This window comes from Chryseobacterium polytrichastri, from assembly GCF_900142445.1.
GTDB lineage: Bacteria > Bacteroidota > Bacteroidia > Flavobacteriales > Weeksellaceae > Chryseobacterium > Chryseobacterium polytrichastri.
Window position 1 is genome coordinate 91,508 of sequence record NZ_FRAV01000006.1, and the last position, 14,844, is coordinate 106,351.

Sequence of the window (14,844 nt, forward strand, 5' to 3'; positions counted from 1 at the left end):
TCAAAGCCCTTTATCTTAAGATTTATTTGCTAATTTTATATAAGCAAATCACTTATTATGGCTTTATCTTATGTATATGGCGCTTCGAATATCCCACTATTAGGGCAAACGATTGGAGCTGCTTTAAAAACCACCGTTGAAAAATTCCCCAATCAAGAAGCATTAATTTCTGTTCATCAAAACTATCGTGTAACTTATCAGGAATTTTATGATCAGACAACAGCAGTTGCGAAAGCACTAATACATTTAGGCGCAAAATCTGGTGACAGAATCGGGATCTGGGCTGCCAACCGATATGAATGGACTTTGCTTCAATTTGCTACGGCAAGAATCGGAACTATTTTAGTAAATATTAATCCCGCTTACAGAACGCATGAACTAACTTACGTACTGAATCAATCTGAAATTCGTTTTATTTTCTCTTCATTACATTTCAAAACAAACAATTATAAAGAAATGGTAGAATATGCAAAAGAAGTCTGCCCTACTCTTGAGAATGAAATTTTCTTTGATACTCATTGGAATCAGTTTCTAAAAAATGGAGAAGTTATTTCTGATGAAATTCTAAATAGTGTTGAAGAAAAAGTACAGTTTGATGATCCTGTCAATATTCAATATACCTCCGGAACTACCGGTTTCCCGAAAGGAGTCACCTTATCTCATCATAACATTTTAAACAATGGATATTTTATTGGAATCAGATTAAAATATTCCGAAAAAGATCGCGTCTGCATTCCTGTTCCTTTTTACCACTGCTTCGGAATGGTGATTGGAAATATGTGTTGTGTTGTCCACGGGGCCTGTATGGTGATTCCTAATGACAGTTTTGATCCAGATATTACGCTAAAAACAGTTTCCGATGAAAAATGTACTTCTTTGTATGGAGTTCCCACGATGTTCATTGCAGAATTAGCCGCCAAAGATTTTGATCAATATGATTTTTCAAGCTTACGAACCGGCGTAATGGCAGGTTCTGTTTGTCCGCCGGAGATTATGAAAAAAGTAGAGAATTTGATGAATATTAAAGAAATGAGTATCTGTTATGGAATGACTGAAACCTCGCCTGTTTCTACTCAAACTTTAATTGGAACCTCGCTGGAAAAGCAAGTGAGCACTGTTGGAACTGTACAAGATCATCTTGAAATAAAGATCATTGATGAAAATGGGAAAGTTCTACAACGTGGCGAACATGGTGAATTATGTACCAGAGGATATTCAGTAATGTTAAAATATTGGAATGATCCTGAAAACACAAGAAAAGTCCTTGATGATTCCCGCTGGATGCATACCGGAGATATGGCCGTGATGGATGATGACGGTTATATTACCATTTCAGGAAGAATGAAAGATCTTATTATAAGAGGCGGTGAAAACATTTCGCCCAAAGAAATTGAAGATTTTTTATACACCTATCCAAATATTCTGGATGTTCAGATCATTGGTGTTCCAAGTGAAAAATTTGGAGAAGAAGTGATGGCTTGGGTAAAAGTGAGAACAGGTTTTGGTGTAACTGAACAGGAGCTTCTGGATTATTGCCAAGGAAAAATTGCTTATTATAAAATTCCGAAATATTGGAAATTTGTAGATGAATTTCCGATGACCATTTCAGGAAAAATACGTAAAGTGGAAATGCGCGAAATTTCTGTGAAAGAACTTGAATTAGAAAAAAACAAACATTAATATCATAAAATCTCATACCAGCATTATGTCAAAAGAAAAATATTTCAGTCGTTTAAATAAAATGAATCCATTGGTTTTAATCAAAACTTAAAAATAATAAAAAAGCATTTTAAATTGAAATGCTTTTTATTTACGTTATACACCTATCCAACATTATCTAAATAAAAAATTCCGAGAAAAACAGAAAAATTAGAATTGTAAACAAAGACCTAAAATTTCTAACCTATTCTATTTAAAAAGTGGAGATAAAAAATTTATATTTTGTTTTTTGTAATAGTAAATTTCATAATTTTATGTACCACATTTTTAATTTTAATTATTTAAAAGTATTTAGTTATCAATTGATTAATATGATGAAGTATAATTGCAGTATTTTACTTTTTAATAAATGGTTTTAACTTTGATTCCGCAACGTGAAAAATTAGAGTTATTTGTTTTTTTTACCAAAAAGACAATTTTTAATTGGAGTAGCATTAAAGAAATATTAAACAATACAAACATTAAAATTGATTGCAATGAAAAAAAAAATTATCCTTTTGTGTCTTTTGACGGCTGCGTCATTGGCATATTCCCAAGTCGGTATTAATACTCCCAATCCCCAAGGTATGCTACATGTTGATGGAGCAAAAGACAATCCTCAAACAGGAATTCCCAGTACGACACAACAAGCTAATGACTTTACAGTAACCTCAGCAGGAAAAGTTGGAATTGGAACTATTACTCCTTCATCAAACCTACATGTCGTAAATAATGGAACCGCTACAAGCATTGGAGGTGGTGAGGCAACCAATACAGGGCTTCTGATAGAAAATCCTACCGTTAACAATTCTATACTCTCGATTTTAAGAACAACTGGAACTACAGGAGTTAAACAGGCTGTAATGGGAATAAGCCCAAATTCCAATGGAAACAATGGTATCTTTATTATATCCCGTAGTCCTAGCGGATTTGATCTTTCTATGGATTTAACCACAGGTAATATAGGAGTTGCTACCAATGCTCCTACAAATACTTTAGATGTAGCCGGCAGTACCAGAATAAGAACTTTAGATATTGCAACAGGGCCTACATTCATTACTCCTGTATATGCGGATGCTAATGGAGTTTTAAATAAGGCAGTAAGTAACGAATACGGATCCGTAATTAATAACACTGTTAGTATACCATCAGGAGATACGAATGTCCTTATTACCGGAATTGCTAATAATAGTGTTTATAAAGCTGTTGTTTATGTTAGTAATAATTGTGGCCGTGTAGGTGTTGCAGATTATTACGTAACTAATGTTAACCTCAATAATTCTTTTTCTATTAAAGGTATGGATGGTTTATTGAACACTGATACAAGTAATAAAGCACCAACTTTTACTGAAGTGGATAGGACAACTACAACAGTTGTATGGACTGGGGTGCCAAATTGCGCAGGGGGTGGAAATAATACACAGTTTAATTATACATTAACAATGCCATCGACAGGAACTATAAACCTTACTAATAATGGGAACATAGCTATAGCTTATAGAGTAATACTTACGAGAATTTTTTAATACAAAGCACATAACTCTCAATTGACATCAATAAATTAAGAGCTAGAAAATCTTTTACATTTTTATATACAAACAAAAAATGCTCAGATTTCTCTGAGCATTTGAAATATTTTATAGAATTTTTTATAATTCTTTTCTTAATCTGGCAACAGGAATATTTAATTGTTCTCTGTATTTTGCAATTGTTCTTCTTGCAATATTATATCCTTGCTCTTTTAAAATGACCACCAATGCATCGTCAGTCAATGGTTTTCTTTTATTTTCTTTGCTGATAACTTCCTGAAGATGATTTTTAATCTCTTTAGTGGAAACCTCTTCTCCGTCGTCATTCGTTAAACTATCCGAGAATAAATCCTTAAGATAGATAATTCCATTGGACGTATCTGCATATTTGCTTTTTACAACTCTTGAAATTGTAGAAATATCAAAACCTGTAATATCAGCAATATCCTTTAAAATCATTGGTCTCAAAGATTTTTCGTCTCCGGTAATGAAATAATCTTTCTGGAATTTAACGATAGCCGTGATGGTCTGTAATAAGGTATTCTGACGCTGATTAATTGCATCAATATACCATTTTGCAGCATCTAGCTTTTGCTTGATAAATAAAGCAGCCTGCTTATGTTCAGAAGAATTCTTATCGTGAGAATACGTCGTCAGAATATCTTTATATTCTTCAGAAACTCTTAAAGTAGGTGCATTTTTACTGTTTAGCATCGGAATAACCATTCCATCCTTTACCTGAATTACAAAATCCGGGATAATCTCCTGATTGATCGTAATCGTTTGCGTATCAAAATTCCCTCCTACTTTTGGAGATAGCTTGGAAATCTCTTCTAATGCATCCTTTAAATCTTCTTCTTCAATATCATATTTCTGAATGATCTTATTATAATGCTTATTTGTTAAAGCATCAAACTGATGTCTTAAAATATTCGCAGCCAAAGAAACCGCTTTATCAGAACTTACTTTTTTCTCAATCTGTAATAACAGACATTCTTGCAATCCTCTTGCGCCAACTCCTGGCGGATCTAATTTCTGAACATAATTCTCAAGAATATCATCTACTTTCTCTTTGGTTGTATAAATTCCCTGAGAAAAGGCAAGATCATCAACAATCGCTTTGATCTCTCTTCTTAAATATCCATCTGTATCTAGGTTCCCGATAATATATTCAGCAATTCTTACATCTTCCTCGTTAATATTAGCAAGATGGATTTGCTCTAATAAATAATCATATAAAGATTGGCCTTCAGTTAAAAGACTTTCGTTATCAAATTCTTCATCGTCTGCTGAGTAGTTACTGGAAGCAGTTTTATAATTGGGCTCGTCATCATAAAGATAATCGTTAACATCAAAATCTGTTTCAATGCTTTCAGTACCCTCGTTTTCATAAGCCTCCTCCAAAGAAGAATAGTCATCTTCCTTAGATTCTTCTTTTGCTACTTCCAAAGCAGGATTCTCTTCCAGTTCCCTCTCCAATTCCTCTTCAAATTCCAACGTGTGAAGCTGGATCAACTTCATCAATTGGATCTGTTGAGGCGCTAGCTTCTGTCCTAATTTGAGTTGTAAGTGTTGTTTAAGCATATTAATATTTTGTGTTTTAACATAACATATTCTACGAATTTAAATAAATTTATTCAGGAAAAAAAGCATTTAGCACGATTTTTGTAGTAGATATGGTACCTAATAAGCTATAAAAAAATAAAAAAGCCTTAAAATAAATTTTAAGGCTTTCTTTTATATCTAAAACTCAGCATTTTTCGGTGTTCTCGGGAAAGGAATTACGTCTCTAATATTCGTCATTCCTGTTACGAAAAGAACCAGTCTTTCTAATCCCAGTCCAAATCCTGCATGAGGTACAGAACCGAATTTTCGAGTATCAAGATACCACCAAAGTTCGTGCTCGTCTACATGCATTTCTGCCATTTTTTGCTTTAAAACATCCAATCTTGCTTCTCTTTCTGAACCTCCAATGATCTCCCCAATTCCCGGGAAAAGAACATCCATTGCAGCAACCGTCTTATTGTCATCATTCAATTTCATATAGAATGCTTTGATATCTTTTGGATAATCAAACAATACTACAGGGCTTTCGAAGTGTTTTTCAACCAAGAATCTTTCGTGCTCAGACTGAAGATCAGTTCCCCAACTTTCAATTGGATATTGGAATTTCCCTTTTTTATTTTCTTTAGAGTTCATTAAGATCTCAATAGCTTCTGTATAGCTTACACGCATGAAACGCTTAGCAATAACATTTTCTAATTTTTCAATAAGACCTTCTTTTGCTCTGTCTTTTTCTGGTTTAGATTTTTGCTCTTCTGCAAAACGCTTGTCTAAGAAATCAAGATCATCTTTACAGTTATCTAATACATATTGAATAACGTATTTCAAGAAATCTTCTGCCAAGTCTATGTTATCTTCAAGGTTGTTGAACGCAACTTCCGGCTCTACCATCCAGAATTCTGCAAGGTGGCGCGTTGTGTTTGAGTTCTCTGCACGGAAAGTAGGTCCGAAAGTATAAATTCTCCCTAATCCCATAGCTGCAGTTTCTCCTTCAAGCTGTCCAGAAACCGTTAGGTTCGTTTTTTTACCAAAGAAATCTTGTGCAAAATCAATTTCACCTTCTTCTGTCTTTGGCATATTGTTCAGGTCAAAGTTGGTTACTCCAAACATCTCTCCTGCTCCTTCTGCATCAGCTCCTGTAATTACCGGAGTGTTGATATAAAAGAATTGGTTTTTGTTAAAGAAAGAATGCACTGCAAAACTCACTGCGTGACGTACTCTGAAAACAGCCCCAAACAAATTGGTTCTGAATCTTAAATGCGCCTGATCTCTTAATGTTTCCAAAGAGTGTTTTTTAGGTTGAAGAATTGTTTTGTCTCTATCTTCTGTGAAGTTATCTCCTAAAATGATAATCTTTTTAGCTACAATTTCCACTGTTTGACCCGCTCCTTGGCTTTCTACAACTTCTCCAACAATTTTTAAAGATGCAGCTGTACTGATTTTACTGATAATTTCTTCGTCAAAATTTTCGAAATCAACAACTATTTGCAAATTATTAATTGTAGAACCATCATTAAGTGCAATGAAGCGATTTGAACGGAAAGCTCTTACCCAACCGTAAACTGTAATGTCATGATGTAATACCTTTTTGTAATCCTGTAGGATTTCTTTAATTGTTTGCTTTTTCATTTGTTGACTATAAATTTTTATATAAAAATTAATGTCTGCAAAGTTACAAAAAAACAGCGCAACTTGAATATTGCGCTGTGTTTTTACAAAATCATTTATCAATAATTTAATAAAAAAACGATGTAGTGTATATTATTTAATTAAAAACAGATATTCTTCTCAATCTAAGATCAATCTAATTCTAAAAAATTTGATAAACAGGAATCCCTGAAAAATAGCTTGAAAAGATAATTATTAGAATTATTTCAACCAAAAGATAATCTTTAACATAAGTTACATACGCCAACTGAAATAAAAACAGAAATAAAAGTTTAAATATGATAAATAAGCTTGTGTCTAAAGATGTATAATCAAGCACAGGAATTACCACCACGACGTAAACCAAAAACAATAAAAATTTAGATAAAACAAACATAAATGATGAATATCCTGAAATTTTTTCAGCGTAAAAAGTATTGTTTGTATACTTTCCGGCAAGATAGTTTTGATTAAGAGGAAGCAATGTGATAAACACTGCTGCAATGATCAATGTCTTTATTTCTCCATGGGCTAAAAATGCTAAAATCCATAAAACCAAAGCTACTAATTTCAAATTTTTACTGATAGAATTACTTAAAAGAAAAAATTCGGCTTTTAGTAAAGAAATAAAATTAAATGATGAAACGGAAGATATTGGATGATATGCTCGTTCTTTTACAGCAGACACATTCGCTTCTTTTTTTGTTGATGCTGGATTTTGCTCTGTTTTTCTAATCACAGAATATCTTTTAAATAAAAATGACCCCAACAACACAACTATAAGTGAAATTGGAAATAAGTAAAATTTACTCAACCAACTTTTAGGTGTAATAAAATTTTCAAAATTTACATATTGTACATCTTTAAACTTTATCTTTCCTAAAATGAATGAATCTTTATTTTTAGCCTCCACATTAGAAAAATTATCCATCAATTCTTGAATTCCTGTGATATCTAATACATGTCTAATATTTGTATTATAAATGAAAATTATAAAGACGAAATACAAGATATATTTTAAAAATTTAAGATCAACTAAATAATCGATTAGCACACATACAGACGCCAGAAAAAACAGATAAGGAACCGTAAAATACAAAAACGGAATCAAATATAAAACCCAATTATAGCTTTGATAATTGATAACAAGAATTATAATTTCAAGGATAAAGGCCAATATTGTAAGATAAAAAAACAATGAAACAACCTTATACATCAACAACTGAAAGTTTGATTTTATTGATAATCGAAAATTGATGTAAGTATTGTTATTAATTTCTCTCTTTTTCAGATTTTGACTGATAAAAATTGCTAATAAAGAGAATATGGCATTAATATATACCGGTGTTAAATTGCTTATCCAGACTAAATTTAATCCTCCCGTATAGTTTCCAACAGTGAATGTAACATAATCTGATTTAGGATTTGGTATAATAAAAAATCCTAAAATCATGATAATGACTAAAATATATTTAAAATAAGTATGTTTAAAAAATAATTTGAGGTTATAGAGAGATATCAATGGTAATGCTTTCATAAAAAATCTTATTTCGCGAAATATTCAAATGCTTTTTCCAGATTCAAAGAGTTTTCCGACACAGAATTTCCAAGCCCGGAAATAGCTTCAGGAATTAATTGGTCAACCGTATCAGCAAAACTTATTTGTCCATTTCGAAGGACGATGATATTGTCAACGTATTTTTCAATTTCATAAATATTATGAGATGAAACAATTACAATTGAATTATCTGATATTTTTTTGATAAGCTCATAGAAATTTATTCTTTCGATCGGGTCCAAAGCACTTGTAGGTTCATCAAGAATCAAAACCTTTGGATCATTTACTAAAGCCAATGACAAGGCAACTCTTTGCTGAGTTCCGCCTGAAAGATTTTTCACATTCGTCTCTTTTGTATGCTGAATATTAAAAAACTCAAGAACATTCGGAATATTTTCTTTTAAAGTTTTTGAGCTTACTCCTTTCAGCATTCCGAAATACATTAGATTTTGTACGACTGTCAAATCCGGAATTAATCCAAAATTCTGAGGCATATAACTCAAATCTTTTCTAAGAATTAATGGATTTTTTACAACATCTGTATTATTATAACTTAAACTTCCATTTTGAGGTTTTGTAAGAGTGGATATCACATTCAATAAAGTTGTTTTTCCTGCACCATTTAAACCTAGAATACCATACACTCCTTGTTTCAGTGATAAATTAATATTTTGTAGTATGGTTTTATTGTTAATTTTATAATTAACATTATTCAGCGATATACTCATTTCTTTTAAAATATTTTAATTCTAATATTAGTTTTGGTTGAAAAGCTATTACATTAAGAATAATCATCACGATCCCAAAAGTGTAGAGATTAATAACTAAGATAATTATGATATGTGTTACAATAATGTAAAGCAAGGCTACATTTTTTGTTATTTTATTGTAGATAAGAACAGGATAAAACAGTTCAAAAATCACAATACTAAGCGAAATTACTTGAAATAAAAAAGGAATTGTTGTTGCGATAAAAGCTGTAAGAATATTTACATTGGTGTACGTGGAAACCAAATACCAGATTGCATCTCCGGTATACCAATTGTTTCCCATAGCTTTTCCTACTCCAGAAAAGAAATAGATGACACAAAGCTGCAATTGCAAAAGTCTTATTGCAAAAGAATAAATGATCTTATTATATTTTGAATTAATACATAATAACACATTAATGAAAAGCGAAAAACTAATCATATAATCTGCTCCGTAAGAGAATGAGTAGCTGCTCGCCACCAAAGCATTATGTAAAACAAGAACCATTATAGCAAACACGAGTCTATAATAATTCATCAAAATAAATAAAAATGAACAAATATAAATGGCGATTACTATTGCTAAAGAGTATTCATATTGTAAACCAATTTTCTCAAACACACCAGTAATAAATGTTAATCTAAACTGATCATTTCTGATTAAAAAATCATTTATACCATGATTAATCACTCCATTTTTACTATAAATATTATATACATCTGGTAAAATTGACAAGATGTTCAATAATCCAAAGATGGAAATAGTGATAATAAATATATTTTTCTTTTCTATATTTTTATAATATCCGAAAAAAAAAGTATTTATTTTATTTAGAACTGTATCCATATCAATTTTTATTAATGTTGTAAACAGTACTTTCTTCTATTCTGATAGGCTTTCCCTTTTGTATTTCATCCAGAGAAGGAAATTCTTTTTTCACAATGGAAACATCCATATGGTTAATATTGGGATTAAGAGTAAACAACCTCACAGACATAGACTGAATTACTTTATTTCTAAATCCTTCATTTTCTAGCTGTCCTCCCAATATTGTAAATACACTATTAATTTTAAATTTTGATTCAAATGTTTTTCCGGGTAAATCAATGGAAACATTATTATTCCTGAAAACTATTTTAGTTTGTTTATTTGATGCATTGGGAGAATAGTATTCATATCCTCTTTCTATACCTGTATAGTATGCGTAGTTTCTCATGCTTGTTTGTATAAATTCAGGAGTATTAAAGTATTCCAAATAATCTATAAGTTTTTTTCCATACGCATTTAAAGATGAATACGTAGAGGTTTTCCATGTTTTAATAATCTGAATATTTATTATAAATGAAGAGAAAACATGAAAAAGTAATGCTGATATTAAAAATATTTTTAATGCTTTCATAGGGTTATAAAAAAGAGGCTAATAAATTATTAGCCTCATAGATTGAATAATTTTGAAACAATTACTTTGTTGCAGAAATTGTTGTTCCTGTATAAACATATTCCGAAGAAACAAATGTCCATTCTTTACCTTTTGTTACAGCAGCTGTAGTTGAAGTGTTTACTGCTTGTACTGAAACCTTTTCAGATGAAACATTTTGAGGATTAGCACTTGCTAATGTAAATGTACCTGCTGAGAATGCAACGATTAATGCTGCTGCTACTAAATGTTTTTTCATTTTAATAAATTTTTGATGGTTATTTTTCTAGTTTGTTTTTTCGGGTAGCCCCTTATGTTTTGTTTTTAGAGTTACAAAATATCAAAATCTCTCATAAAAGCGCTTTTATATTTTTCTTATTGGATCAACTCTATGGATTCGTTATTGGCTCCAATCATTTTTTTTATAATTTCTTCCTGATCTCTTAATTTTTGACCTAAAGTTTTACCTCCTTCACCTATTTCATTTAATTGTTCGGATGTATATTTGGTTCTAACCTGAGCTAACGGATTAGTTTTAAAATCTGTAAACATTTGAGTAAATTTCTGTTTATTTACAACAAGATCTTTTTTATTCTTTAACCTTTCGTTAAGGCTTAATTCATTGTATTTTTCAATAGTTTTAATACCTGCTAATTCCCACGAAAAGTTTTTATTCTCATCTTCTATTTTCACGATTAAACCTGGTAATCCATAAAATTTATAGGGTCCATCCTGAATTGGAATATCAGGAGCAAACCAAGCCACCCAGTTTCTCCCCCAAGCTGTTGCCGTCGCCTTCTGAATTTTATATTTTTCGAATGAACTTACTCCTTTTTCGTTAGAAATTTTCCAATTTATTTTGCCTGTCTCAGGATAAGTAATGTAGTCACTTAATATTAAGTCTGTATATTTCGTCTCATAAGCTGGATAGCTCTTCTGAACCTTATACATGAACTTCGGATTCTTAAATAATTTTGACAAATCAATTTGTACCCCCGTCGTTTTCATCTTTTCAATATTACTTTCTATCATTGAATCTTGAGATACTGACAAATAATCTCTATAAATAGATTTCTGTTTTGTAACATCTAAGATTGTCAATTCTTTTTCTACTCTTGAAGAATCTTTATTAGGTTTAAAAGAAAACTCATAAAAGAATCTGCGAGCTTGTGCATTAGTAAATACGTAAAGAATTATTAAAAGTATTGAAAGGTTCTTCTTCATTTTTAGATTGTAATTAGTTTTTCTTTGATTCAGCCAAATTATATGATAATATTCACATATGCAAGATATAAAATAAGTTTTTTTAATAAAAATCTCTTATTTGTGATTTTTAATTTCAATATAAATCACTAATTAATGAATTAAATAAATGAGTATCTAAAATAATTGCTTATTTTAAGCCATATTTTACACATTAAAATGAACTATACTATTTATATAATTCATTTTAATGTGATATTTTTAAATGATTTTATTATCTTGAAAATTATTTAATCAACAATAAGTGATTTTAAATAAATTAATATAGAACTAATCAAACTCTTATGAGATGAATAAAGAGTATTAAAATTGCTTTTTTTGAAGACTTTTCTATTGCTAACTACACATCAAAAAGTATTTAATTAAAGAATATGGTCTTCTTTCTTTGCTTTCCATTTCTAATTTTCCAGGCGTGATAGCAACTGGGGACATCAAACTGCCATTTCGGAAGTATTAAGACAATTAAAATAACGTCAATATGAGAAACAAGCCCCAACACGATTGCAAGATAAAACGCCCAACCTGCTTGTTGAAATCCTATTAAATACGTAAAAGCAATCAACAGGCTTAATCCCCACATTTTCGATATAAATGCATGAGTACAGGTTTCTTTTCCGAACTTCCAAATACTGATAATATAACAAAGCGCTTCCATTCCAAAGATTAAAAGAATGCTTCCCCATTCACTTTTGATTACTTCAGGATTAAGAAAATAAGAAGCAAAACCTAATGATAGCCAGAAAACCAGATCGGTTTGACTATCTAATCTTCTTAATTTTTCAGAAGAAACACCAACTTTTCTCGCAATGATACCGTCGAAAATATCTGTTAATAATCCAAAGTACATTAATATGAGAATTAAAAACTTTGACTCTTCTCCTTTAAAGTAAGCTAAAAGAAGGATAATTGGCGCAAGAATAAATCTTGTTGCAATTAAAATATAAGGTATTGTTTTCATAATTATTTTATTTTTAAAATCCTATTCTAAGTTTCCCATAGACATCATTTTTGCGGGTCAATCTAAAAGTAATTCCTGTCGTGAATCCTTGTATTTTTATATCACTGTTATTATAAGATGTAGAATATCCTATTCCAATATCACAAGTATTAAGGAGAGAGATCCCGACTAAAGAATATGCGTGAGAAAAGGAAGAACCCGCCTTAACAAATAAAAATGTTCCTATGTTATAGCTTAAATGTAGGTCAGGAATTCCGTGTATTTTCCCGTTATAATTCACTATTCCATACCCTGTTCCTAAAAAAAGTTTGTTTTGGCTATCATTTTCGTTAATCAGCATAAACTCTACACCTCCACGTAACAAATGCCTATTGGCAAAAGAATAATCTATATAATAAATCGACTGGATCTTTTGTTGTGCCGTCATCTTTAATGTTATAAAAATGCATAAGGCAACAAAAATTATTTTACGTTTCATTTGTTAAATATTTATTCAAATTTGAACAGAATATTTGCGTCCTTAAATGTGATAAACAATTAACATTTTACTTACATTTGTGAAAATCACAAAAGAATGCATCAGGAACGTTTGCTTAAGGAAATTCGTAAAAGAATTGGAGAGAAATCTTTAAACGACGAGATATCCAATATCTTGAATATAAGTTATGATGCTGCGCACAGAAGAACTTCATCAAAGGCGAAATTCAGTTTTGAAGAAGCTTTGGAATTGGCAAAACATTACCAAATTTCGCTTAATCAATTCATAACCACAGACCATCAGATCGTAGTACAAAAAACTTCAACAGTAAGCAATACTGAAGATCTACAAACTTTTTTTCAAAATAATCTCAGCATTTTTGAAAGTTTACCACTTTCAGATGGAATGACCATCTATTATTCAGCGAAAGATATTCCGTTTTTCTATACACTTTCTGACACCCTACTTTCCCGTTTCAAAGTATATGTATGGATGAATTTATTGAACGCGAAACAGGTTTTCATTCCTTTTCTTGAATTTTCACCTCCGCATTTTGAAACCAATACTAAAGAATTAAAAAAGAAGTATGAGGACCAAAATGTAGTAGAGTTATGGAATGATATGACGGTTTCCAGTATTTTACAGCAGATTTCTTTTTATTATGATACTGGGCTTCTACAAAAAAATGAAGCACAAATTATTTTGCACGAACTGAAAGAATTAATACAATATATTGAACAAAAAACGGAAAGCAATCCTAAATTTCAATTATATGAAAATGAATTGATGCATCTCTCCAATGACATCTTTTTCCATCATCCCAAGCAATCTCTTTTTGCATTGCCTACCAATATGTTTGGATATATCTTGATTAATGATGCTAAAACCTGCAACGAAACAAAGAATTATTTTGAGCATCAAATTCAAAATTCAAAATCTATGAGTGCTTCTGGAAATCGCGACAGAAAAATATTTTTCAATAAAATGTACGCACAAATTGAAAATTTAAAACTAAAATTATAATGAATACGCTCCGTAATGGTGAATTTTTTGGACAAACCAATAAGACGCTTAACTTCGACGGATTAATCATTACGGATACGGAATACACTCATTCTTATGTTGACTGGCACTATCACGAAAATGCGTATTTTACCTTTCTCCTTCATGGAAATGTGATCGAGGGAAATAAGAAGGAAATCTATGAATGTTCCGCTGGAACTTTACTTTATCATCATTGGGAAGATCCACATTACAATATCAAGCCGGACGGTTTTACAAGAGGTTTTCATATTGAGATTCCAAGAGAATGGTTTGAAGACCTCAATATTTCAAAAGATAATATTGAAGGAAGTTTTAACCTTAAAGATCCGGAATTAAAGCTGTTGATGTATAAAATATTTAAAGAAAGTAAGATCAATGACAATACGTCAGAAACATCTACTCATCAACTTTTATTAGCAATTTTCAATCAGTTATCTCCTCAAAAACATCTTTCAGAAAAGAAACCCATTTGGGTAAAACAAATCAACGAATTACTTCATGAAAGCTGTAATGAAAAACTGAATTTAGTTGAGCTTGCCCAAACTATCAACATCCATCCTACTCATCTTAGCAGAGATTTCCACAAGTATTTTCATTGTAATCTTGGTGATTATGTCCGAAAATTAAAGGTCAATAAATCTTTGTCGATTATTACCACGAACGAAAAATCTTTAACTGAAATAGCTTTAGAATGTGGCTTTGCAGATCAAAGTCATTTTATCCGCTGCTTTAAAGAAAACATGGGACTGACACCTTTGAAATATAAAAAACTTTTGAAATAGTTTTTCTCCCACAAATATTTATATTTCTTTTTCAGTACAACCCTTGTCAAGGTTTGTTAACATCTGGGAAAATCTGTGAGATCTGTGGGAAAATCACAAATGTTAATTTTATTCTATTTTTACTAAGCTAAGCTTTATATTTTTGCTTAGATTTAAA

Annotated in this window: 14 protein-coding genes; 4 read left to right on the forward strand and 10 right to left on the reverse strand. The window is 30.9% G+C overall.

The features are described 5' to 3' along the window. The first annotated feature begins 57 nt into the window (after positions 1-57). Together BUB80_RS05270 and BUB80_RS05275 are read left to right on the forward strand one after the other, a co-directional pair. Positions 58-1,680: an AMP-binding protein gene (locus tag BUB80_RS05270; protein WP_073291603.1), complete on the forward strand. Its 1,623-nt coding sequence runs from the start codon at positions 58-60 to the stop codon at positions 1,678-1,680. A gap of 515 nt (positions 1,681-2,195) precedes the next feature. Continuing rightward, positions 2,196-3,224, forward strand: a complete 1,029-nt coding sequence (locus tag BUB80_RS05275; protein ID WP_073291604.1) for a hypothetical protein — start codon at positions 2,196-2,198, stop codon at positions 3,222-3,224. Between the two features lie 123 nt (positions 3,225-3,347). On the opposite strand, the gene rpoN is transcribed toward BUB80_RS05275, so the two are convergent. The 10 genes from rpoN to BUB80_RS05325 form a co-directional block, all read right to left on the reverse strand. Further along, positions 3,348-4,811, reverse strand: coding sequence for an RNA polymerase factor sigma-54 (gene rpoN, locus BUB80_RS05280; RefSeq protein ID WP_073291606.1), 1,464 nt, complete (start codon positions 4,809-4,811; stop codon positions 3,348-3,350). Positions 4,812-4,970: 159 nt separating this feature from the next. Beyond that, complete coding sequence (gene asnS / locus BUB80_RS05285) at positions 4,971-6,419, reverse strand: asparagine--tRNA ligase (RefSeq protein ID WP_073291608.1); 1,449 nt, start codon at positions 6,417-6,419, stop codon at positions 4,971-4,973. 181 nt (positions 6,420-6,600) lie between these two features. Further along, on the reverse strand, positions 6,601-7,350 hold the full coding sequence (locus tag BUB80_RS05290; RefSeq protein ID WP_175549567.1) for a hypothetical protein: 750 nt from the start codon (positions 7,348-7,350) through the stop codon (positions 6,601-6,603). A 632-nt stretch (positions 7,351-7,982) separates the two neighbouring features. Continuing rightward, on the reverse strand, positions 7,983-8,723 hold the full coding sequence (locus tag BUB80_RS05295) for an ABC transporter ATP-binding protein (RefSeq protein ID WP_073291611.1): 741 nt from the start codon (positions 8,721-8,723) through the stop codon (positions 7,983-7,985). After that, complete coding sequence (locus BUB80_RS05300; protein WP_073291613.1) at positions 8,704-9,591, reverse strand: hypothetical protein; 888 nt, start codon at positions 9,589-9,591, stop codon at positions 8,704-8,706. The genes BUB80_RS05295 and BUB80_RS05300 overlap by 20 nt, the downstream gene beginning before the upstream one ends. Before the next feature lies 1 nt (position 9,592). Continuing rightward, on the reverse strand, positions 9,593-10,144 hold the full coding sequence (locus BUB80_RS05305; protein WP_073291615.1) for a hypothetical protein: 552 nt from the start codon (positions 10,142-10,144) through the stop codon (positions 9,593-9,595). Between the two features lie 61 nt (positions 10,145-10,205). Then, on the reverse strand, positions 10,206-10,421 hold the full coding sequence (locus BUB80_RS05310; RefSeq protein WP_073291616.1) for a hypothetical protein: 216 nt from the start codon (positions 10,419-10,421) through the stop codon (positions 10,206-10,208). 116 nt (positions 10,422-10,537) lie between these two features. Continuing rightward, positions 10,538-11,386 (reverse strand): GLPGLI family protein, encoded by an 849-nt coding sequence (locus BUB80_RS05315; RefSeq protein WP_073291618.1) that lies wholly within the window; start codon positions 11,384-11,386, stop codon positions 10,538-10,540. 397 nt (positions 11,387-11,783) lie between these two features. Then, complete coding sequence (locus tag BUB80_RS05320) at positions 11,784-12,383, reverse strand: CDP-alcohol phosphatidyltransferase family protein (protein ID WP_073291619.1); 600 nt, start codon at positions 12,381-12,383, stop codon at positions 11,784-11,786. 13 nt (positions 12,384-12,396) lie between these two features. Further along, positions 12,397-12,861: a hypothetical protein gene (locus BUB80_RS05325; protein ID WP_139262543.1), complete on the reverse strand. Its 465-nt coding sequence runs from the start codon at positions 12,859-12,861 to the stop codon at positions 12,397-12,399. A gap of 96 nt (positions 12,862-12,957) precedes the next feature. Here BUB80_RS05325 and BUB80_RS05330 point away from each other — a divergent pair, with 96 nt between their 5' ends. Both BUB80_RS05330 and BUB80_RS05335 read left to right on the forward strand, forming a co-directional pair. After that, on the forward strand, positions 12,958-13,884 hold the full coding sequence (locus BUB80_RS05330; RefSeq protein WP_073291623.1) for a transcriptional regulator: 927 nt from the start codon (positions 12,958-12,960) through the stop codon (positions 13,882-13,884). Next, on the forward strand, positions 13,884-14,687 hold the full coding sequence (locus tag BUB80_RS05335) for a helix-turn-helix domain-containing protein (protein ID WP_073291624.1): 804 nt from the start codon (positions 13,884-13,886) through the stop codon (positions 14,685-14,687). Before BUB80_RS05330 ends, BUB80_RS05335 begins: the two co-directional genes overlap by 1 nt. Positions 14,688-14,844: the final 157 nt, after the last annotated feature.